21 protein-coding genes and 2 pseudogenes are annotated in these 21,799 nt (G+C 52.1%); 11 read left to right on the plus strand and 12 right to left on the minus strand.

Translation table 11 applies throughout. The features are described 5' to 3' along the window. Positions 1-16: 16 nt before the first annotated feature. The 6 genes from ADINL_RS15005 to ccoN all read right to left on the minus strand — a co-directional run bounded on the left by ADINL_RS15005 (position 17) and on the right by ccoN (position 5,323). The gene (locus ADINL_RS15005; protein WP_036549873.1) at positions 17-529 is read right to left on the minus strand and encodes a FixH family protein; all 513 of its coding nucleotides are present in this window, start codon (positions 527-529) and stop codon (positions 17-19) included. A 73-nt stretch (positions 530-602) separates the two neighbouring features. Then, the gene (gene ccoG / locus ADINL_RS15010) at positions 603-2,021 is read right to left on the minus strand and encodes a cytochrome c oxidase accessory protein CcoG (protein WP_036549875.1); all 1,419 of its coding nucleotides are present in this window, start codon (positions 2,019-2,021) and stop codon (positions 603-605) included. A 131-nt stretch (positions 2,022-2,152) separates the two neighbouring features. Further along, positions 2,153-3,046 (minus strand): cytochrome-c oxidase, cbb3-type subunit III, encoded by an 894-nt coding sequence (gene ccoP / locus ADINL_RS15015; protein WP_036549876.1) that lies wholly within the window; start codon positions 3,044-3,046, stop codon positions 2,153-2,155. Then, positions 3,043-3,240 carry a cbb3-type cytochrome oxidase subunit 3 gene (locus ADINL_RS15020; protein WP_051632870.1) on the minus strand — a complete coding sequence of 66 codons (198 nt, stop codon included), beginning with the start codon at positions 3,238-3,240 and terminating at the stop codon, positions 3,043-3,045. Before ADINL_RS15020 ends, ccoP begins: the two co-directional genes overlap by 4 nt. A gap of 6 nt (positions 3,241-3,246) precedes the next feature. After that, positions 3,247-3,864 carry a cytochrome-c oxidase, cbb3-type subunit II gene (gene ccoO, locus ADINL_RS15025; RefSeq protein WP_193364977.1) on the minus strand — a complete coding sequence of 206 codons (618 nt, stop codon included), beginning with the start codon at positions 3,862-3,864 and terminating at the stop codon, positions 3,247-3,249. A gap of 22 nt (positions 3,865-3,886) precedes the next feature. Then, entirely contained in the window at positions 3,887-5,323 is a 1,437-nt protein-coding gene (gene ccoN, locus ADINL_RS15030; protein WP_036549877.1) for a cytochrome-c oxidase, cbb3-type subunit I, read from the minus strand. A gap of 392 nt (positions 5,324-5,715) precedes the next feature. On the opposite strand from ccoN, the gene rlmM reads away from it, so the two are divergent. The 3 genes from rlmM (at position 5,716) to ADINL_RS15045 (ending at position 7,681) form a co-directional block, all read left to right on the plus strand. Then, positions 5,716-6,780 (plus strand): 23S rRNA (cytidine(2498)-2'-O)-methyltransferase RlmM, encoded by a 1,065-nt coding sequence (gene rlmM / locus ADINL_RS15035; RefSeq protein ID WP_239644404.1) that lies wholly within the window; start codon positions 5,716-5,718, stop codon positions 6,778-6,780. A gap of 156 nt (positions 6,781-6,936) precedes the next feature. Next, complete coding sequence (gene tusA, locus ADINL_RS15040; protein WP_338036401.1) at positions 6,937-7,116, plus strand: sulfurtransferase TusA; 180 nt, start codon at positions 6,937-6,939, stop codon at positions 7,114-7,116. Beyond that, complete coding sequence (locus ADINL_RS15045; RefSeq protein ID WP_051632871.1) at positions 7,085-7,681, plus strand: ProQ/FINO family protein; 597 nt, start codon at positions 7,085-7,087, stop codon at positions 7,679-7,681. Before tusA ends, ADINL_RS15045 begins: the two co-directional genes overlap by 32 nt. A 5-nt stretch (positions 7,682-7,686) precedes the next feature. Here ADINL_RS15045 and ADINL_RS15050 read toward each other — a convergent pair whose 3' ends face one another. The 3 genes from ADINL_RS15050 to ADINL_RS15060 form a co-directional block, all read right to left on the minus strand. After that, on the minus strand, positions 7,687-8,778 hold the full coding sequence (locus ADINL_RS15050) for a DUF3080 family protein (protein ID WP_036549881.1): 1,092 nt from the start codon (positions 8,776-8,778) through the stop codon (positions 7,687-7,689). Beyond that, entirely contained in the window at positions 8,735-10,135 is a 1,401-nt protein-coding gene (locus tag ADINL_RS15055; RefSeq protein WP_051632872.1) for an MATE family efflux transporter, read from the minus strand. Before ADINL_RS15055 ends, ADINL_RS15050 begins: the two co-directional genes overlap by 44 nt. 102 nt (positions 10,136-10,237) lie before the next feature. After that, positions 10,238-11,974, minus strand: coding sequence for a PHA/PHB synthase family protein (locus ADINL_RS15060; protein ID WP_051632873.1), 1,737 nt, complete (start codon positions 11,972-11,974; stop codon positions 10,238-10,240). 126 nt (positions 11,975-12,100) lie between these two features. Here ADINL_RS15060 and ADINL_RS15065 point away from each other — a divergent pair, with 126 nt between their 5' ends. Beyond that, positions 12,101-12,400, plus strand: a complete 300-nt coding sequence (locus ADINL_RS15065; protein ID WP_036549883.1) for a glutaredoxin family protein — start codon at positions 12,101-12,103, stop codon at positions 12,398-12,400. On the opposite strand, the gene ADINL_RS15070 is transcribed toward ADINL_RS15065, so the two are convergent. Continuing rightward, positions 12,368-14,314 carry a transglycosylase SLT domain-containing protein gene (locus ADINL_RS15070; protein WP_036549885.1) on the minus strand — a complete coding sequence of 649 codons (1,947 nt, stop codon included), beginning with the start codon at positions 14,312-14,314 and terminating at the stop codon, positions 12,368-12,370. The two genes, ADINL_RS15065 and ADINL_RS15070, sit on opposite strands and share 33 nt — an antisense overlap. Before the next feature lie 177 nt (positions 14,315-14,491). Here ADINL_RS15070 and ADINL_RS16885 point away from each other — a divergent pair. The 3 genes and pseudogenes from ADINL_RS16885 to ADINL_RS16895 form a co-directional block, all read left to right on the plus strand. After that, positions 14,492-15,367, plus strand: a pseudogene (locus tag ADINL_RS16885) (ABC-F family ATP-binding cassette domain-containing protein); the annotation flags it as partial. Between the two features lie 126 nt (positions 15,368-15,493). Further along, positions 15,494-15,826: pseudogene (locus ADINL_RS16890) on the plus strand (ATP-binding cassette domain-containing protein); the annotation flags it as partial. A 315-nt stretch (positions 15,827-16,141) separates the two neighbouring features. Beyond that, a complete protein-coding gene (locus ADINL_RS16895; protein ID WP_409669831.1) occupies positions 16,142-16,387 on the plus strand; it encodes a hypothetical protein in 246 nt (81 codons plus the stop codon). 10 nt (positions 16,388-16,397) lie between these two features. Here the strand turns inward: ADINL_RS16895 and ADINL_RS15080 are convergent, their stop codons facing one another. Beyond that, complete coding sequence (locus tag ADINL_RS15080; RefSeq protein WP_036549891.1) at positions 16,398-16,841, minus strand: universal stress protein; 444 nt, start codon at positions 16,839-16,841, stop codon at positions 16,398-16,400. 51 nt (positions 16,842-16,892) lie between these two features. Between ADINL_RS15080 and ADINL_RS15085 the strand changes: the two genes are divergently transcribed. Next, positions 16,893-17,399, plus strand: coding sequence for a hypothetical protein (locus ADINL_RS15085; RefSeq protein ID WP_036549894.1), 507 nt, complete (start codon positions 16,893-16,895; stop codon positions 17,397-17,399). A 13-nt stretch (positions 17,400-17,412) separates the two neighbouring features. After that, positions 17,413-17,634: a DUF1653 domain-containing protein gene (locus tag ADINL_RS15090; RefSeq protein ID WP_036549898.1), complete on the plus strand. Its 222-nt coding sequence runs from the start codon at positions 17,413-17,415 to the stop codon at positions 17,632-17,634. An 18-nt stretch (positions 17,635-17,652) separates the two neighbouring features. On the opposite strand, the gene ADINL_RS15095 is transcribed toward ADINL_RS15090, so the two are convergent. Beyond that, complete coding sequence (locus ADINL_RS15095; RefSeq protein WP_036549900.1) at positions 17,653-18,369, minus strand: hypothetical protein; 717 nt, start codon at positions 18,367-18,369, stop codon at positions 17,653-17,655. Positions 18,370-18,570: 201 nt separating this feature from the next. On the opposite strand from ADINL_RS15095, the gene topA reads away from it, so the two are divergent. Both topA and ADINL_RS15105 read left to right on the plus strand, forming a co-directional pair. After that, on the plus strand, positions 18,571-21,216 hold the full coding sequence (topA, locus tag ADINL_RS15100; RefSeq protein ID WP_036549903.1) for a type I DNA topoisomerase: 2,646 nt from the start codon (positions 18,571-18,573) through the stop codon (positions 21,214-21,216). A 42-nt stretch (positions 21,217-21,258) separates the two neighbouring features. Then, positions 21,259-21,783, plus strand: a complete 525-nt coding sequence (locus tag ADINL_RS15105; RefSeq protein WP_036549906.1) for a DUF6586 family protein — start codon at positions 21,259-21,261, stop codon at positions 21,781-21,783. Positions 21,784-21,799: the final 16 nt, after the last annotated feature.

Genomic DNA, 21,799 nt, shown 5'->3' on the forward strand with positions numbered 1-21,799 from the left:
GTACTTCCAGTGATAACTACGGGGTGAAGGCAATAATTTTGTCATTAAATGGAGGCTGGGCAACCTGCAGAATCTTCCAGGCTTCTTCCGGTGACATGATGATAAAGGTTGAGCGCGCTGTAATTGGCTTGCTCAGGCTGCCATTAAACTGATTGAGGTTGCTGATCCGCTGCAGTTTAACAACATGATCCAGTTGCTGGTTGGCGCCAACCTTGACGTGTAGTTCGATGGTTTGCAGATTGTCAGGCAACGTGCCCTGCATATTGAGGATTGCCTGACCTGTTTCGGCATCAAGGCGCAGCTCACCGCTCAGGCCCAGTACGCGAGCATTTTCAGCCATGGATTCATCAACAGCATAACCACGACCATCACGGACAAATTCGCGGTCCAGAGGCGGGTCAATACGCTGCTGATTGATCGCTACTGACAGCATGATGAAACCTACCACCATGGCGGCGATGATGGGGGTTAGAATAAACCATAACCAGGGTTGTCTGTACCAGGGCGCAATTGCAGCATCTTGACTCATGAAATAACCTCATAAAAAATGGGTGGCAAAAAATTGCCACCGATTATACGTTAAAAATATTCGGATTTAACCGTCAGCGTCCTGGTGTTGGTCCCATAAACCGGCTCTCGGTTGTAGCACTGACTTTGGGTTCGTCGACAGTTTCGACAGTGAATGTAATCGCAGAGTTCGCCTGACTCAGATTATTTCTGTCGATTTGTAATCGGATCGGGTAGTCGAGCAATTCACCTGCACTGATTCGTACCTCTGGTTCATTGATCAATCGCAAGCCTTCCAGTCCTTCCACCGAGATTCGGTAGACGCGTTCAACCTGTTCTTTATTGGCAATTTTCAAGGTGTAGACATTCTGAATCAGATTGCCGCTGACTTCATTGAACAGCGCACCACGGTCACGGATTGCCTCGAACTCAATGGGTACCCGATTGGATAACACATAGATGAAAGCGCCACACATGATGATCACTGCCGCAAAATAGCCGATCAGCCGGGGTCGCAGCAGCTTGGTGGGTTTACCGTTGAGTGAGTGCTCAGTGGTATAACGCACCAGTCCGCGAGGATAAGACATTTTGTCCATGATCTCGTCGCAGGCATCAATACAGGCGCCACACGCAACACACTCGTACTGCAGGCCGTCACGAATATCTATACCGACCGGGCAGACATTTACGCATGCATGACAGTCGATACAGTCGCCCAGGCCTTCTGCGCGGAAATCGCTGTCTTTTTTGCGCTTGCCTCGTTTCTCGCCGCGAGCTTCATCATAGGAGATGACGAGTGTGTCCTGATCAAACATGACGCTCTGGAAGCGGGCATAGGGACACATATAGATGCAAACCTGCTCACGCAACCAACCTGCATTGCCATAGGTTGCGACGCTGAGAAAGCCCAGCCACCAGAGCTCCCAGGGTCCCAGATTGAGTTGCAGAATATTGGGAACCAGTTCACGGATAGGGGTGAAGTAGCCTACGAAGGCGATGGCTGAGAGAATGGCGATCACTGCCCAAAGGGTGTGCTTGGCCGTTTTGCGCAGCAATTTTTCCCGACTCATCGGTTCCTTGTCGAGGCGCATGCGCTTATTACGATCACCTTCGGTGATACGTTCAGCCCAGATAAAAAACCAGGTCCAGACAAATTGAGGGCAGGCGTAGCCGCACCAGAGTCGTCCTGCAAACACAGTTACAAAGAACAGTATAAAGGCCAGTATAATCAGCAGCCAGGACAGCAGCATGAAGTCCTGGGGCCAGAAAGTGACGTTGAAAATGTGGAACTGGCGATTGGGTAAGTCAAATAGAATGGCCTGTCGACCATCATACTGAATCCAGGAGAAAGTGAAAAACATGGCCAGCATTACAAAGCCGGCACCCGTTCTCAGGTTCTTGAAAAAACCCTTGTAATACTTGACGTAAATATGTTCCCGCTTGGCATACAAATCATAAGACTGGGTTTGATTATCTTTGCCGGGAGTCACATCTTTCACCGGAATCTGGTTCATTGTGGGCCGCCGCTCATTCACAGGTAGGTTGTATTTCTAAGGTGTTTCAGTAGAAATTAATGTAATCATATTATGCCAAAAAAAAAGGTGATATGACCTGCATCATATCACCTTTATTTGAATCGATTTTATCAGTCGTTGCTGAGGCTCATCACGTATGCAGTGACCAAGTGGATCTGGTCTTCGCTGAGTAGGCCGCTGAACGCAGGCATGACACCGAAACGACCATGACGCAGCGTGTGGGCGATCTGCTCAAAGCTACCGCCATACAGCCAGTTATCATTGGTCAGGTTCGGAGCACCCAGAGCATACATGCCTGTACCATCTGGCATGTGGCATGCAGCACAGAGCGATGCAAACTGTGGCTGAGCACGTTCAGCTGAAGCAGCATCATGCTCGCGGTTGCTCAGGCTCAGAACATAGTGAGTCATGTCACGAATGCCATCTTCACCCAGTACATCCGCCCACGCAGGCATGGCACCCATCCGTCCGTTGTGCAGAGTTGTTTTGATTGCCTCTTCACTGCCGCCCCACAACCAGTCACCATCAGTCAGGTTAGGGAAGCCATAGAAGCCAACCCCACCTACACCGTGACAAACAGAACAGTTGTTGGCAAACAGACGTTGACCAATACGCAGACCTTCAGCATTTTCAGGCTGTTGCAGTTCATCAACTGACAGCTGGGCGAAACGCTGGAAAACCGGTGCGTAATGCTCTTCGGCATACGCCATTTCTTCTTCCCACTGACCTGTTGAGGTCCAGCCCAGCAAGCCTTTGAAGTTACCCAGGCCTGGGTAGAGCAGCAGGTAAACCAGACCAAACACCACAGTGGCAACAAACATCTGGAACCACCATTTTGGCATGGGGTTGTCCAGTTCTTCGATACCATCAAAGGAATGACCGACAGTTTCTTCTGTCAGCTCCTGGTGTGGCTGGCTTTTACGGGTTGCAAAGAGCAACCAGGTACAGCCAACGATAACAGCCAGGGTTATCACAGTAACCCATGCGCTCCAGAAAGCACTCATTTCTCATCTCTCCCGTTATGGGCACGCTCATGGCCATTTTTCTGCTCCTGCTCTTCGTCATCATCGGCGAAGGGCAGGTTGGCAGCATCATCGAAACGCTTTTTGTTCTGAGGCAGTAGCACCCAGATAAACAGCCCGATGAAAGTGATCAGCATGATCAATGGCATGAACGGGCCATAGACTTCATAACTCACAATGGATTACCGCACATCATAGTTAGTGTGTGTTCTGCCTAGTGCCTGCAGGTAAGCTACCAGTGCATCCACCTCGTAAACACCCTGAACATCTGATTTGGCGTTGGCAATCTGCTCATCCGTATAAGGAACGCCCAGAGTTCTCATCACTTCCATCTTTCTGGCGGTCTGATCGCCAGTCAGGCGACGCTCGAACAGCCAGGGATAAGATGGCATTTTCGATGTGGGAACAACGTCACGCGGGTTGTACAAGTGCGCACGTTGCCAGTCATCGGAGTAACGACCACCAACACGAGCCAGATCAGGTCCGGTACGTTTTGAGCCCCACAGGAACGGATGTTCCCATACGTGCTCGTTAGCGGTCGAGAAATGGCCATAACGCTCAGTTTCTGCCCGGAACGGACGGATCATCTGTGTATGGCAGACATGGCAGCCTTCACGAATATAGATATCACGGCCTTCCAGCTCAACAGCTGTATAGGTGCGCATATCCTGAATTGGCTGAGTCGTTGAGTCCTTGAAGAACAGGGGCACGATTTCGGCCAGACCACCGGCACTGATCACGATAATGATCAGGATAGCCATCAGGCCGGCATTCTTTTCAATAGTCTCATGTTTAATCATTGCTATATGCTCCTCGCCTCAATCATGCAGTCTGTGCAGAGGGTTCTGCGTCAGCTGCTTCTACGGAGCTGCCGCCACGTACTGTCTGCCAGACGTTGAAGGCCATTACAAACATACCCAGCAGGAAGATAGCACCACCCAGCAGACGGACAATATAACCCGGATGACTGGCTTCCATGGCTTCAACGAAGCTGTAAGTCAGTGTGCCGTCCTGGTTGACTGCGCGCCACATCAGGCCCTGCAGGATACCGTTGACCCACATGGAGACGATATACAGAACAGTACCGATTGTTGCCAGCCAGAAATGCAGGTTGATCAGGCCGCTGCTGTACATCTGTGCTTTACCAAAGACTTTGGGGATCATGTGGTAAACCGCACCGATGGAAATCATCGCTACCCAGCCCAGGGCGCCGGAGTGAACGTGACCTACAGTCCAGTCAGTGTTGTGTGACAGGGCGTTGACAGTCTTGATTGACATCATCGGGCCTTCGAAAGTGGACATGCCGTAGAAGGACAGGGAAACCACCAGGAAGCGCAGAATTGGATCGGTACGCAGCTTGTGCCATGCACCAGACAGGGTCATCATACCGTTGATCATACCACCCCATGATGGAGCCAGCAGAATCAGTGACATGACCATGCCGAGAGACTGAGTCCAGTCAGGCAGCGCCGAGTAGTGCAAGTGGTGACCACCCGCCCACATATAAGTGGCGATCAGTGCCCAGAAGTGCACGATAGACAGGCGATATGAGTAAACCGGACGGTTGGCCTGCTTGGGTACGAAGTAGTACATCATACCGAGGAAGCCGGCTGTCAGGAAGAAACCTACAGCGTTATGGCCATACCACCACTGTACCATGGCATCGATCGTACCTGCGTACGCAGAGTAGGACTTCCACAAGGATACTGGCATAGCAGCACTGTTAACGACGTGAAGTACGGCGATAACCAGAATGAAGGCCATGTAGAACCAGTTTGCCACATAAATGTGCGCGGTTTTACGTTTGAAGACCGTGCCCATGAATACTATTGCATAGACTACCCACACAATAGTGATCAGGATGTCGATCGGCCACTCCAGTTCAGCATACTCTTTGGCAGAGGTCAGGCCCAGTGGCAGAGTGATCGCTGCCAGGACGATGACCAGTTGCCATCCCCAGAAGGTGAAGGCTGCCAGTCCGTCTGAAAGCAGACGTGTCTGACAGGTGCGCTGCACCACATAGTAGGAAGTTGCAAACAGGGCGCATCCACCAAATGCGAAAATAACCGCATTGGTGTGTAACGGACGCAAACGTCCGTAGGTAAGCCAGGGCGTGTCAAAGTTCAGTGCCGGCCAGACCAGCTGGGCTGCTATCAGTACACCTACGGTCATACCGACAATACCCCAGACTACGGTCATGATGGCAAATTGACGCACCACCTTGTAGTTGTAGGTTGGATGATCAGTTGCAATGCTCATATCAGGCTCTCATCAACAAGCTGTTAATAGTAAGAAGAGTTCCACCGGCGATTATCAGTGAATTACCCCTTCATTTCAATGTGATCTCCGGTTTATCTGCGGCAGGTTGTCGCAGTTGTATATAAAGGAAAAACGATCAGATTGTTTGGTGTTAATGTGTTTATGTGGTGATATAATGCACTGATATATATGATTAAATTGCGTGCATGGTGCTGTTGTTAAGAGTTCGCTAATGGTTTGAATTTGTTTGAATTAGGTGTCTGTGTACCACTTTGGGCGTAGTTGTCGAGGTGGTTTTTTAATGTTTAGTTGATATGGATCAAAAGTATTTTGGGATATTGAAACAGGTTATGCTGTCAGCGGTATCCAGTCATGAATTTTGGGGGTAGGTGTTGTTGAATTTATTGCTCTTGCAGTGTCGTGCCGGTTTTGAGTCCGAGTGTGCAGCCGAGTTTATGCAGCACTGTGTGGACGTTGGTCAGAGTGGCTTTCCCCGTTTTGATGCACAATCCGGCTTTGTGCTGTTTGAGCTGTATGGTGATGCACTGGCGGTTATTCAGGCTGTTTCGTTTCGTTCATTGATTTTTACACGCCAATGGTGCGCGTGCTTACCGCCCTTTGAGCAGTTGCCGGCTGATGATCGGCTGAGCGTTTTATTGCCTGCGATGACGGAGTTGCCGGTTTGTGCTGAACTGCTGGCTGAAGTGCCTGATACTACTGCCGGACGTGAGCTGCTGCCTTTTGCCGGTAAGCTGGCGTCGGCAATGGCGCAGCGGCTACGGCAGCAGGGTGTGATGTTGCCGCGCAAAGCGCGGGCAGATTGGCGTATGCATCTGTTTGTCTTGTCGGGGCGCCATCTGCTGTTAGGTGTCAGTCCACGACGCAATGGCTCTACGCTGGAAATGGGGATTCGTCGGTTGAAATTCCCGGGAGCGGCTCCCAGTCGTTCTACGCTGAAGCTGGAAGAAGCCTGGCACTGGTTTGTTCCCCGTGCTGAATGGGACGCACGATTAGGAGGCGGTAAAACGGCGGTGGATCTGGGAGCAGCGCCGGGTGGCTGGACATGGCAGCTGGTACGTCAGGGGATGTTTGTGAGCGCCGTGGATAATGGGCCTATGGCTGAATCCCTGATGGAAACCGGGCAGGTAACACATCACCGTGAAGATGCCTTTGGGTTTGCGCCGGGCAAGCCTGTGGACTGGATGGTGTGTGATGTAGCAGATAAGCCTGCTCGTGTTGCTGAGTTGATGTTGCAATGGGCGTTGCAGGGGTGGTGTCAGGAGATGATTTTCAATCTGAAACTGCCGATGAAGAAGCGTTATCAGGCTGTCCAGCAGTGTCTTGAGGAGATCGCTGAAGGATTGGAAGCGGCAGGTATTCGTTTTCAACTGTCAGCACGACATCTGTATCATGATCGGGAAGAGATTACCTGCCATCTGGATCTGCGGGTTTCCTGACCTGGATTGCCAGGCTAATTGCATCTGCAGGTTTCTTAGGCATAAAAATTCTGAGACAATGCGGCATGTTTTTCTGAAGGCTGGCAATTGCGGATGAACTCACCAGTATCTGATCTGACTCTTGATGCGAGCGGACTGTTTTGTCCGGAGCCCGTGATGCTGCTGCATAAAAAGGTCAGGGAGATGCTCCCTGGGCAGATTTTGTATGTGAAAGCGACAGATCCATCGACGCGCCGGGATATACCTCGCTTTTGCGAGTTTCTGGGTCACGAGTTGATTGAGCAGTTTCATCAGGAAGATAGTTATGAATACTATATTCGAAAAGGTACTCAATGAGGCCGAACAGGCCGTATTGAGAACTGAGCAATTATTGCGCGAATGTGAGCAGATGCTTGATCAGGCAGAATACAAACAACAGCAAGTTGAGAGAAAAAAAGTGAGCGATCCCGTAAACACTGCAGCAACAGATGCGTCAGTAGCCAGTAAACCCAACAAGAATCGTGCGGCGAATATGGCGGCGGTGCAGTTGCTGATGGATGCGTATCCGGAGGTTTTTTCCCGGGAAAATGTGCGTCCGCTGAAGATAGGTATTCAGGAAGACCTGGTTGCTGACGATAAGGTCTCTCGTACCAAAATCAAGCGTGCCCTGGCATCCTATGTTCGCTCTCCGCAGTACTTGCGCAGCTTCAAAGAAGGTGCTGAACGTATTGGTCTGGATGGACAGCCAGCAGGGCAGGTGAGTGCAGAGGAGGCTGAGCATGCACGCAACAAGCTCCAGGCCATGCAGGATGCGCGTCGTGAACGACTCAAGGAGCAGGCGCGAGAAAATCGCCAGAAAGAGAAGCAGGAGCGTCTGAGTAACAAGCTGGATCAGCTGTTGTCATTGAATAACCGCAAGTAACCCGGTCATTCTGCGTCTGGTGCACCGGTCTCGGATCCGGGCATCAGACCACAGTGTTGCAGTAGCTGTTGCCAGGCATCTGTATGGCGCTGCTGAGCAAGATAGAACTGCTGCGTCAGGCCACCTGGCCAATCAGTGTCAAACAGGTGCCGGAAGTAGTGTGCTGTGCTTTCAGGTACCGGGAGTGGTCCCTGCAATTCTGCATGGAGCCTACGCCAGCGCTGACCAAATTGATCAACCCTTGCCAGATAGGGTTGAAACTCCTGTGCATAAAATGAACGGAACACATTCTGTATGATGGTGGCTCGGTTATTGGGTTGCTGATTAAAGCAGATCGGCCGTCTGGCCAGGCGATCCTCTATGCCGTCGGCAACCTGATTCATGGTATAGCTCAAGAGTTGTACACTGCGTAACCACTGGCTACCGATTTCAGTCCGATACAGTTGTTCATAATGTTGTTCCAATCCCAGAATAAAGGCGCTGTCTGGCCAGGAGGCCTCTGTGGTCGCCAGGCGGCTGATAACGCTGAAAGGGTCGAGTAGCTGCTGTGCCTGGTTGGCAATACCGGGTGCCTGCAGAGGCAGGGTTGTGGCTGAACGTGAAAATTGCTGTTCCATTTCCGGGCTGGTATAAATGCCATTCCAGATAACGCGCGGCAGCTGCTGCTCCTTATGCTGACGGATTTCTCTGACTCGCTGTAATAAAGGCTGTAGTTCAGGTTCAGCATTAATTCTGTCTTGTAACTGTTGCTCACAGGTTTGCACCGCAGGCAGAAAACGTAATTCATACTGTAAGGTTTGTGAGGGTGTCATGACCCGCCCCAAATTGCTGTTGCGTTCAGCAATCAGGGGCAGCAAGTCACAATGCCGCAGTCTCAGTACGTCGATCAGCCCCTCGCGCAGCTCGACTGTCTCCAGTCGCCTCTCCCTGCGCGGTGGCAATACGGGATAGTCAGCGGCTCCTGGCTCGAATTCTATCGGTTGTTCGAGTGCATTGCTGACCCGCTGAGTATAGTCACGCAGCATTTTCTCGGCGGAGGGTTCGGCACAGCCACTAAGCAGAGGGATCAGGAGCAGCAGTAGGCGGTATTTGTGCATTTCTGGAGACCCGATTCAAGCGTATCATCAGGATTACGGCACCGACGCTGAGTCCGATCACCAGTCCATACCAGAAGCCGGCAGCACCCATGGCGGGCCGTAACAGGTCAGTCAGGCCCAGCAGGTAGCCCGCGGGCAAGCCCACCAGCCAGAAGGCAAAAAATACCAGCAATAACGGAATGAAGGTATCCTTGTAGCCACGCAGCGCACCCGCTGCGCTGACTTGCAGTGCATCCGAGAACTGAAACAGTGCTGCAATCATCAATAACAGTATAGCCAGGCGGCCTATCTCTGCATCATCGATATAGAGTCTGGCAATTTGTGGTGCCAACAGAATCGTCAGCAGAGTGGTGACTAGGGCAATCAGCAGAGTAAAGCCGATACCGGTCATAGCGGCAGTGCGAGCCTGATGAGGGTGGCCTGCGCCTTGCAGCTGCCCAACCCGGATCGTCAATGCCATCGCAATACTGAGCGGAATCATGAATACCATGCCGGTATAGCTGATGGTAATCTGGTGTGCCGCCAGCGTGACTTCACCGAAAGGGGCCAGAAGCAGGGCAATGACACTGAACATGCTGGCTTCAATCAGCAGCGCAATACCAATAGGAATTCCCAGACGGAGCAGTTGCAGCAGACTGGTTACCTGTGGGCGATGCCAGGGCCGCCAGAGTGGCAGGGGGGCAAACTGGGTGCTGAATCGAGTATAGAGTATACCGACGCTTAACATGATCCACATGACGATAGCACTGGCCCAGCCGCAGCCTACACCGCCCATCGCCGGTAAGCCGAGCTTGCCGAAAATGAAGATATAGTTGAGTGGAATGTTGCACAGTAATGCCAGCAGTGCGATTTTCATGATGGCGCGCGTTTTGCCAAACCCTTCGCTGAATCCACGGATGGTTTGATAGAGCATTAAGGCTGGAAAGCCCCAGGCAATGGCAGCCAGATAACGTTGTGTTTTATCCTGCAGGCTGGCCTCCAGTGATAAACGCGACAGCAGTGGATCGGTATTGCGTAAAAGCCAGAAAGCAAGCAGCCCCAGTAGCAGCCCCAGCCAGACGCCCTGCTGAAAAATTCCGGGTGTCTCGGTATCTTTGCGTCCACCGACCAGGTGAGCGATGGTCGGTGTAACCGCCATAAGAATGCCTGAAAATGCCAGGTAGACCGGAATCCAGAGGCTGGTACCCAGTGCGATGGCTGCCAGGTCTTCACTGCCGGCGCGCCCGGACATCAGTGTATCGACAAATCCCATTGAGTTCTGCGCCATTTGCGCAATCATAATTGGCCAGGCCAGCAGCATCAGTTGGCGTATTTCAGCACCCTTGCCGGTCAGGCAAGCGGGAAGCGTTTTTCTCATGAGGGGCAGTATCCAGCCATTCTTTGGCAAAAGCTCTGTAATATAAACTAAAACGGGGCGCTGTTCTGCGCCCCGAGTGGGTTGAACAGTGAGAGGTGCAGATCAGTCGAGGCGTGCCTTGACGTAGCTGCCCGGTGCCGCTTCTATGGGTGTATGAAGGCTGTTTCCATACTCCTTAGGTGCGTCAACTTTTTTGCCGGAGCGGCGTTTCAGCCAGTCAGACCAATGTGGCCACCATGAGCCTTCCTGTTTCTCGGCAGTTGCCAGCCAGTGGTCCGGGCCTTGGCCCATTTCACCCTTGATCCAGAAGTGACGGCGATTTTTTGAAGCAGGGTTAATGACGCCGGCAACATGGCCACTGGCACCCAGCACGAACTCCATTGAGCCCTTGAAGGTTTCTGTTGCACTGAAGGTGCTCTTCCAGGGCGCAATATGATCTTCAATGGTGGACAGGAAGTAGCAGGGTATTTTGATTTTTCCCAGATCAACAGGCTCACCACAAATACTCACCCCACCGGGTTCGACCAGTTTGTTTTCCAGATACATCTTGTTCAGGTAGAAGGTGTACATGCGGGCAGGCAGGTTGGTTGGATCACTGTTCCAGTAGAGAATATCAAAAGGTGGCGGTGTTTGCCCCTTCAGATAGTTGTTGACTACATAGGACCAGATCAAATCATTGGAGCGCAGCATGTTGAAGGAAGTTGCCAGCTCGCGACCATGGAGGATGCCTTCCTTGTTCACTTTTTCAGCCAGTGTCTTGACCTGATATTCGTCAATGAACACTTTCATGTCACCTGGATCGCGGAAATCCGTCAGTGTTGTCAGGAAGGTGGCTGAGGCAACGCTGTTATCCTTGCGATTGGCCATGACCGCCAGTGCAGTAGCCATCAGGGTGCCACCGACGCACCAGGCCACTGTATTGATCTTGTCAGTTGCATTGATCTCTTTGGTAACCTCAATTGCCTTGAGTACACCGCGCTCAACATAATCATCCCAACTGAGATGGCTCATTTCCTTGCTTGGATTGACCCAGGCGACCAGAAAAACGTTATAGCCCTGTTCAACACAGTATTTTACGTAGGAGTTGTGTGGCTGCAGATCCAGAATGTAAAACTTGTTAATACTGGGTGGAACAATCAGCAGGGGTTTTTCATACACCTGTTCAGCTTCAGGCTTGTAATGAATCAGCTGAAACAGATCATTCTGAAAGACTACCGCGCCTTCTGTTGTGGCCAGGTTTTTGCCCAGCTCAAAGGCGGTTTCATCGGTCATGGTGATATGACCTTTATCGATATCACCGAGCAGATTCTTCAGTCCATCTACCAGGCTCTGGCCGTTGGTTTCCAGTGCCTGATTCAGTACTTCAGGGTTGGTAAAGGCAAAGTTGGTCGGAGACATGGCATCGACGAACTGCTGTGTATAAAACTCCAGCTTTTTCTGTTCCTTGTCGGACAGTTTTGCATGTGCGGCCATCTCGGTCAGCATTTTGGAGGAGAGCAGGTAGGATTGCTTGATGTAATCAAAGACCGGATTTTTTGACCACTCCTCATTCTGAAAGCGACGGTCACCGGGTGTCGGCTGGGCCACGGGTTCGCTGCTGCCAGTCAGCAGATTGCGCCATAGATTCAGTTGTGCCTGTTGGTAATCGGCAATTGCTTTGATCCAGACGGTCGGATCTTCAAGTGAACGTGTGGCCAGCTCTGTCCAGGACGTTGTGAACTGACGAAAGATATCGTCACCGCCGGTGGCTGAATACATCTCCAGAAGTTTGCTGGTTTCTTCGCTGACGTAATTGATAAATGCTTGCGGGTCGGTGGTAAAGCTTTCTTTTTTGTCCATAGATGCTGCCTGTTATACGTCCGGTTATCTGATCAGAATTTCGATTTCAGGTACACTGTATACTTGATAAGCTCACTACCACATTAGCACTTAGGTGAGCATGAGTCGAATACTTGGGAGTATTTTATGTGCAGTGCCGAAGATGAGGCATTTCTGTGTGAACTGGAGTTGATGACAACAGTCGGATGCCACCTTTGTGATCAGGCTGTTGCCCTGATGCAGCAGGTGCTTGATGGACAGCGTTTTGCTGTGGACCTGGTTGATATTGCTTACGATGATCAGCTGATGGCGCGGTATGCAGAGCATATTCCTGTGTTGTTGTGTCCGCATACCGGAGATGAGCTGGCGTGGCCGTTTGACGCCCGCCAGCTGTCCGATTTTGCTGTTCGGGTATTAGCGGCCGGGGTTGCTCCAGGCCAGCATTGAACGCTCCTGATCACTGAATACACGAGCAGGCTGACCTGCCAGCGTGTTATAGATCACACCGAAAGACAGCACATTCAATACATAACCACGTGTCTCATCAAATGGAATCGTCTCTATCCAGATGTCGAGCGGCAGGTCACCTCGTGCGGCCAGCCATTGGCGTACCCGACCAGGGCCTGCATTGTAGGCTGCGGTTGCATGTACGCGGTTACCATTAAACTGACGCTGCATCTGGGCCAGATAAGCGGAGCCAAGGCGGACGTTAATATCCGGATCGTTCAGTCGTTCCAGACTGCTGAGCGGAATGTCTGCTCGCCGAGCTGTTTCTTGTGCTGTTGCAGGCATCAGCTGCATCAATCCGCGCGCACCTGCACCTGATCGGGCTACATCCAGAAAGGCACTTTCCTGTCGTGTGACTGCCAGGGCCCAGGAGGGTTCAATGGAGAACTCCCGTGTCGCCTGATCAAACAGTTCACGATAGGGTGCCGGGAAACGCAGCTCCAGATCATCCCAGCGATCACTGGCGATCGCACCACGAATACCCTGGAAGTACCAGCCCCAGTCCTTGATTACATGTGCCGCAACATGAATCTGTTCCGGTGACAGGGTGGTGGTCATCAGGTTCCATTCCTGAGTTGCCTCACGGGTCTGGCCGAGTCGATAAAATTCATGAATACGTTGCATGGCTGGCAGTTGTGCAATCTGCTGCTTCTGGGTCTGGTTGAAGTTTGCAGGCTGATTATTCAGGGCAAAGGGGCGCTGTGTCAGCTCCGCTGCCTTGAAGCCGTAATAGCTGCGTTCGGATGTCAGCAGTGCCAATTGTTCAGCATTAGGCTGACGGCCCCGCTGCAGATCGGCAACCAGTGCCCAGTACAGCCAGCGTCCTTGCAGACGAACGTCGTCGGGCAAGTGACTGATAAGTGTTTCGACACGGGGCCAGTTCTGCTCAATCAGAGCCAGACGAATACGCCATTCAGTGACATCGGAGAAGCGGTATTGCGGGTCAACCTGTGCCAGTACCGTTTCCGCATCAGGCTGGAAACGTTTGGCGTAAAGTACGCCCAGGCGGTTGGCAATGGGTGCCTGCTCGGCGTCTGAAAGGGACAGGTTCTGTGTCAGCTGACTCCAGGTGAGCAGTGCGCGACGAAGATCATCCCGGGCCAGACGCTGAATAGCCATTGATGCCAGTCGTGCCCGGTTGGGTGTTTGTGGGCGCAGCAGGTTGGGGTTGTCGGCCAGTGATGCCGGTTGATTATAGAGCTGCCAGATCAGTGCCAGTTGTTGCTGAGCAGCAGGATCGGTGACAAAGCGTTCTGCGTAACGGGCAATACCAGTGTTGTCGCTCTCCAGAGCCAGTAATACGCGTTCCAGTGCCAGATTTGAGTCTACTTTACCAGCTTGAATCATGGCGTTGAACAGACTGTCACAGGCTGCGTGCTGAGAGTTGCCGGTTGACCAGAGTCGCGCCCCTTCAGTGAAGGCTTTTTCAGTATTGCCCAGCAGCATCTCGCCACGAGCAGCCAGGCATTCCAGTTGGGCGCTGGGGGTGCGAATACGGGCGTAGTAGTCGTAGAACTCTGGCCAGCGCCTGTCTTCCGTCAGACTGACAGCCCAGACGTGTAAAAAGCGTTGATACAGAGGCGTACCCTGAAGCTTGTCCAGTGTGGATTCCACATCATCAATAGACAGTTTTTTCAGTTGCTGTGTGGCGATCGCATACTGAATATACGGCAGTAGTGGATAGTCCGCCAGTTGAGGTAATGCGGCCTCCACTACAGCGGATTGACCGGAGCGAGCCGCTTCGAGCGTATCCAGATAGCGCTCTCTCTGGGACTCGATCTGAGTGCCGGCAGTGATTGAAACAGAAAAAAGCATGCCTGATATGAGCAGGCTGGCACGTTTAAGCAGATGCACGTTTAACCTCCGTTTAAGGATACGTGTACGGGGTATCCTTTAGATGACAGTGTAGCGTCTGCCGGGTTCATTTGAGAAGCTCCCATAAAGAAGAATGCAGGATTTCTTTTAGGTGGAAGGCCGTGCTTTTCTGGTAGAATTGCGCCGGAACGAATTTAATGTGTAAGTGGATATTCTATGGCACTGATCAGACTGGACGCGCTCTCTTTGGCATTGGGCAATCGTGTATTGCTGGACAATGCAGCTTTGCAGATTGAGGCGGGTGAACGAATTGCCCTGGTGGGCTTGAATGGTGCTGGTAAATCTACCTTGATGAAGCTGATCAGCGGTGAGCAGCAGCCGGATAGTGGTGTTATCTGGCGTGCGCCTACATTGCGTATAGCACAGTTGCCTCAGGCACTGCCGCAGGCGGATGAGCGTCTGGTACGTCAGGTCGTCAGTGATGGTTTGTCCGATGTAGTGGCATTGCGTGAAGCTTACGATGCGCTGGTACTGCGCCAGGATGCTGAAGCCATGCGTGAACTGGATGTGTTGCAGCAACAGATTGAAGCGGTGGATGGCTGGCATCTGGAACAGAAGGTCGAACGTGTGCTGACCCGTCTGGGTCTTGACCCTGAACAGCGTATGGCCGACCTGTCAGGTGGTTGGCGCCGACGCGCTGCACTGGGGGCTGCACTGGTGCAGGAACCTGATCTGTTGTTGCTGGATGAGCCAACTAACCACTTGGATATCGAAGCCATTGAGTGGCTTGAGCAGGTCTTGCTGGATTTCCAGGGCGGCGTACTGTTGATTTCGCATGACCGTGCCATGGTAGAGCATTTGGCAACCGCGATTGTTGAGCTGGATCGTGGCATTCTGACCAAGTTTCCCGGTAACTACGCCCGCTATCTTGAACAGAAAGAGGCGTTGCTGGAAGAAGAGGCTCGGCATCGAGCTGAGTTTGACAAAAAGCTGGCCCAGGAAGAGCGCTGGATCCGTCAGGGCATCAAAGCACGACGAACCCGTAATGAAGGTCGTGTTCGTGCGCTGGAACAGATGCGCCGGGAGCGGTCTCAGCGCCGGGAGCGTCAGGGTAAAGCCAACTTCGCACTGGATGAAGCCTCCAAGTCAGGTAAGCTGGTGGTGGAGCTGGAGCAGGTGTCGCACAGTTTTTCCGGTAAAACACTGATTAAAGATCTGGACCTGAAGATTCAGCGCGGCGATCGAATCGGCTTGATTGGCCCTAACGGTGCCGGGAAAAGTACGCTGCTAAAAATTCTGCTGGGTGATCTGGTGCCAGAGAAGGGCGAAGTGCGCTTTGGTACGCGCATGGAAGTGGCCTACTTTGATCAGATGCGCGATAGCCTGGATCCGGAAAAAAGTATTATCGACAACGTTTCGGGCGGTCGTGAAAGTGTCGAAGTGCAGGGGCGATCTCGGCACATCATCAGCTATCTATCTGATTTTCTGTTCAGTGCTGAGCGTGCACGTACACCGGTGAAAGCCCTGTCGGGTGGTGAGTGTAACCGTGTGTTGCTGGCTCGGCTGTTCAGTAAGCCGGCCAATTTGCTGGTGCTGGACGAACCCACCAATGATCTGGATGTAGAAACACTGGAATTACTGGAAGAAATCCTGATGGGGTTTGCCGGAACAGTCTTGCTGGTCAGCCATGATCGTGCATTCCTGGATAATGTCGTGACCAGTACAGTCGTATTTGAAGGCCAGGGCGTGATCAAAGAGTATGTCGGTGGCTACCAGGACTGGCTGCGTCAGCGAATGCTGCCCTCGGCCACGACATCCATCAGTGATCAGCCTGCAGAGCAGGTCACCACCAGCGATACTGCCCCGATGTCAGCCAAGCCTAATACACGAAAACTCAGCTACAAACTGCAGCGAGAGCTGGATAGCTTGCCTGCTGAGCTGGAGGCCGCTGAAGCTGAACTGGAAGCCTTGCAGCAAGTCTGTGCAGCTCCTGATTTTTATAGCCAGGAGCATGCGCAGGTGGCGCAGGCACTAGAGCAGCTGCAGCAGCAGGAAGCTTTGGTTGAACGCCTCATGGAGCGCTGGGTGGAGCTGGAGGCGTTACAGCAGTAGGCTGGCTGTTTTAGCTATCCTGACTTCTGACACGAATCGCCAGTACGTCACACTGGGCTCCATGCAGAACGCCGTTTGCTGTGGAGCCCAGCAGCAGTGCCAGGCCATGTCGGCCATGACTGCCCACTATAATCAGATCAGCTGCTATTTCTTTGGCCACCCGGTGAATCTCTGATTCAGTGTGTCCGGTGACGATGTAGCGGCGGCTGACCGGGTGGTCGATCGTGGCGCACAGGTGGTTCAGCTTTTGCTCGGCGTGTTCGTCCAGCTGTTCCTGAATGGTGGACAGGTCCATCGGAACATCACCGCCATAGGCAAAAGTGAGAGGTTCCACAACATGGATGATATCCAGCTCGGCTTCGTAAAGACGGGCCAGTTCCGCTGCTTTGGTAATCAGTTGATCAGACTCATCGGAAAGATCAATTGCCAGCAGTATGTGTGAATAAGTGCTCATGGCAGTGCCCTTAACTAATTAATGAATTCACTTTAAGTATAGGATAGCAGTATGGAATGGGTAATCTCTATAGTCGTGATGCTGTCGCTGATCGGTTCAATCATGTGGATACGCCCAAGCCCTCGGGAACGTATGGTATCGCAGATTCGGTTGCATGCCCGGAAACTGGGCTTTACGGTCCAGCTGGCGCAGTTAGAGACAACCCGTGCGAAAGGGCAGACTGAGCCAGAAAAAATTCGTGTGCCTGCTTATCGGGTACTGCGTCATGATTTATCTGGTGATGAGCGAGAGCGCTGGATCAGCTGGCAGATTTTTCGCACTGAAAATGTTGCCAACCAGGGGTTGCCTGCCGGTTGGTCCTGGAAGCGTGGCGAATATCAGCTAACGGATTCGGCGTGCGCCCTGATTCGTGAGTTGATTGAGCGGCTGCCACCTGAAGTGGTGGCACTGGAGTCCAGTCCGGTACACTTTACGGTCTACTGGCGTGAAGCGGGTGGTGCTGAGCAACTGGATGCTATTTATGCGGCACTGCAGCCGATATTGCAGGCTAAAATCTGACTGAGGAATTCGTATGTCATTACCCCTACCTGGGCGTTATCGTCATTATAAAGGACAGGAATATCAGGTCATCGATCTGGCACGCCATTCAGAAACGGAAGAGTGGATGGTTATTTACAGACCCTGTTATGGGGCCGGTGATCTATGGGTCAGGCCTGCTGACATGTTCAGTGAGTCGGTCACACTGCCGACCGGTGAGGTACTGCCACGCTTTGAGCGGTTAAGTGATTTGTAAGACGAGAGCTGGCAGGGGTTATTGCGGCTCTTTCAGATAGGCATCCAGGGTTTCTGCCAGTGCGCCGGGCCCCAGGTCTCGCTTGGGTTGCAACTGATCTATCAGGCCTTGCAGCGGTTGCAGCCGGTCACGCTTTTGCTGTGCAGGGACAGCCGCTCTGACCAGAATGGCTTTGGCATGCTTGAAATGTGACAGCGCGGCCAGTTTATCACCCTGTTGCATCAGTGTTTTTCCCTGAGTGATATGTGCATCAGCAACCATGGATACATTCAGCCAGTAAAGTTCCTGTTGATAGGTATGCGCCAGATGTGGTGTCATTTTGCCCTTGTTGGACATGTCGATGATCAGCTTTTCTGCAAAGTTGATATAGATCTGTGCCTTGCGTACCGCCCGGTCATTGTTGAATGCATCCTGCTTGGGGCGTGTGCGATCAGTCGTGTCCTTGATTTTGCTGATGTCTGTCATTAGCTCAGAGTCGGGTGCCAGTACACCAATTTCTTCAATCAGTGACAGGGCGTGCTGATTAAGCTTGTCGATAATATCGCCGCGGCAATTGATCTCTTTGAGAACGGCCAGGGCATTTAGCGTATGCTCTGATTGCTCTTTAAGCCATTTTAGACGGGCATTGCGGTTTTCCTTGAAGCGCTCGCGTGACGTAATGATGTAGTTGACCGACAGGGCGGCCAGACCCAGGGCAGCGATCAAAAATACATACAGCAGGTTGTCACTTAGCATCAGGTTTGGCACTCTGGTATCTAAAATTGAGCAAGCATATAGAGTTAATCGCACTTTTGCAGGGCGTTTTAACACTATTATGGCAACTTTTTCGTAAAGTTAAACTGCCGCAATACGACAGTTTAACTTGACCCGACACGACTCAACACTTATATATGCACGATATTTTCCGGCGCATAGCGACTTAAAGGACCAGATTTAATGGGTAAGACCCTTGTCATCGTAGAGTCACCAGCCAAGGCCCGCACGATTAATAAGTACCTCGGTAGCCAGTATGTGGTGAAATCCAGTGTTGGCCATATTCGTGATCTCCCCACCAGTGGTAGCGGCACCACGACCAGTGATCCCAAAGAACGAGCCAAGCTGGCCGCCCAGACACGCAAGTTGTCAGAAGAGGCCAAGGCTGAGTATCGCAAAACCAAAGCGCGTGAGCAGTTGATACGGCGTATGGGTATTGACCCTGAGCATGGCTGGGATGCGCGCTACGAAATTCTGCCGGGTAAGGAAAAGGTCGTTGATGAACTGAAGAAACTGGCGGCCAGTGCTGATGAAATTTATCTGGCAACGGATTTGGACCGTGAAGGGGAGGCGATTGCCTGGCATTTGCGCGAAGCCATAGGCGGAGATGACAGTCGTTACAAGCGGGTCGTATTCAACGAAATCACTAAAAAAGCGATCAAAGAGGCCTTCAAGGATCCGGGTGAACTGGTCATGAGCCGGGTCAATGCGCAACAGGCGCGTCGTTTCCTGGATCGTGTCGTAGGTTACATGGTGTCGCCGCTGTTATGGGAAAAAGTTGCGCGGGGCCTGTCGGCAGGGCGGGTTCAGTCGGTTGCAGTGCGTCTGATTGTAGATCGTGAGCGCGAAATCCGTGCCTTTATTCCAGAAGAATATTGGGAAGTGTTTGCGTCAACACTCAGTGAGCAGGGCGATGCCCTCAAGCTGCAAGTGATGCGTCAGGGCGAGACAGCCTTCAGACCCACCTCGGCGGAGCAGACAGAACAGCAGCTTGCACTGCTGAAGCAGGCCGACTATATCATTACTGGTCGTGAAGACCGGGCGACCAGTAGCAAGCCCTCTGCGCCATTTATTACCTCGACACTGCAGCAGGCTGCCAGCACACGCCTCGGTTTCGGGGTAAAGAAAACCATGATGATGGCGCAGCGTCTGTATGAGGCGGGTTATATCACCTACATGCGAACTGACTCCACCAATCTCAGTGAAGATGCTGTGAATGCCTGTCGTGAGTTTATCCAGCAGCATTATGGTGATCGTTATTTGCCTGAGCAGCCAGTGCGTTACAGCAGCAAAGAGGGGGCTCAGGAAGCGCATGAGGCTATCCGTCCATCAGATGTCAATCTGACGGCCGATGGGCTCAGTGGCATGGAAACAGATGCCGAGCGTTTATATGATTTGATCCGTCGACAGTTTCTGGCCTGTCAGATGATGCCTGCTCAATATACCAGTACCCGCATTACCGTGCAGGCTGGCGAGTTTGAGCTGGCAGTCAAAGGCCGAATTCTGCGTTTTGATGGTTATACTCGCGTGCTGCCGGCGCGTGGCAAAAATGATGAAGATATCATTCTGCCTGACCTGCAGCAGGGTGACCGGTTAACCCTGGAAGCACTGGAACCCAAGCAGCACTTCACCCGTCCGGCACCCCGTTATACCGAAGCCAGCCTGGTAAAAGAGTTGGAAAAACGAGGTATTGGGCGGCCATCCACCTATGCGGCCATCATCTCGACAATTCAGGAACGTGGTTATGTGGAAGTGCAGGGACGGCGCTTCTATGCCTGTAAAATGGGCGATATTGTCACTGAACGACTCAGTGAAAGCTTTGCTGATTTGATGGACTACAGTTTTACAGCGCGTATGGAAAGTTATCTGGATGAGGTGGCGCGTGGGGAGCTGGAATGGAAGGTGTTGCTGGATCGTTTCTATGATGATTTTATCCGGGCATTAGAGCAGGCGCAGGACCCGGAACAGGGCATGCGTCCCAACTCCCCCACACCGACCGATATTGAGTGTCCGGACTGTGGGCGGCATATGATGATTCGCACCGGTAGCACTGGCGTGTTTCTCGGTTGCTCCGGTTATGCCTTGCCACCTAAAGAACGTTGTAAATGTACAATCAACCTGATTTCCGGTGATGAAGTTATCAGTGCTGATGCCGATGATGAAGCGGAGTCGCGTATCCTGCGTAACAAGCACCGCTGCAAGCTCTGTGGTACAGCAATGGATTCCTATCTGCTGGACGAAAAGCGCAAGTTGCATATTTGTGGTAATAACCCGGACTGCAGTGGTTTTGAAATAGAGCAGGGCAGCTTCCGTATCAAAGGTTATGACGGTCCTACCATTGAGTGTGACAAGTGCGGTTCAGAAATGCAGTTGAAAACCGGCCGGTTCGGCAAGTTTTTTGGTTGCAGTAACAGTGCCTGTAAAAATACCCGTAAATTGCTGCGCAATGGTGAACCGGCCCCGCCTAAAATGGACCCGGTACCCATGCCTGAGCTGGCATGTGAAAAGGTGGATGACACCTATGTGCTGCGCGATGGTGCCAGTGGGCTGTTCCTGGCAGCCAGCCAGTTTCCGAAAAAGCGGGAAACCCGTGCACCCCTGGTGAAAGAATTGCTGCCACATCGACAGCAAATTGATACCAAGTATCATTTTTTGCTCTCAGCGCCGACTGAAGATGATGATGGTAATCCGACCATCGTACGTTATAGTCGTAAAACCAAAGAGCAGTATGTGATGACTGAAGTCGAGGGTAAGGCAACAGGTTGGCGAGCATTTTATGATAACGGTCAGTGGGTAGTCGATGCGGCCAAAAAACGCCCAGCCAAATAATATTTGCGAAGGTTAAGGCCTGTCTGTTCCTGGAGAGAGTGAATGAGTGAAGTCTATCTGGCACGAACAAACCAGAAGCTGAATTTTGTCCGGCTGCATCTGGATGCATTGCAGGCGGCCCAGGCATCAACTGCCTGGAGTAAACATGCGCTGATTGAATCTTATCAGGAATCGGTGTTGTTTCATCTGGTATCCGCATACAGTTCGTTATTGCGTGAAATTGCTGAGCGTTATCAACTGGATGTTGAGACTATTACCACGCTGGATGAGCTGGCTGCCGGCTTTGAACGGTCTGGCTTTGAATCGCCTGAATTGAATGAGCTACTGCAGCTGGAAGCCAATCAGGACAGTTGGCTGCATTGCCTGCAAAAAGCCTATGCGGCTTGCTGGCGTGCAACAGACAAGGCGCGTCCATCTGTTGCTGCAGCCAGTCGTTCTGAAATTCAGGTGATGCAGATCAACCCGGACCATGCGGGTGATGCTGACGTGTTCAGTGAGTATCAAGGCTGGCTGGCAAATATGCGACAGCTGGTCGAGAAAATGCGTGAAGGTATGCAGGAGTGGTGAGTCACTCCTGAACCGG

The sequence above is a fragment of the Nitrincola lacisaponensis genome (assembly GCF_000691225.1).
Lineage (GTDB): Bacteria > Pseudomonadota > Gammaproteobacteria > Pseudomonadales > Balneatricaceae > Nitrincola > Nitrincola lacisaponensis.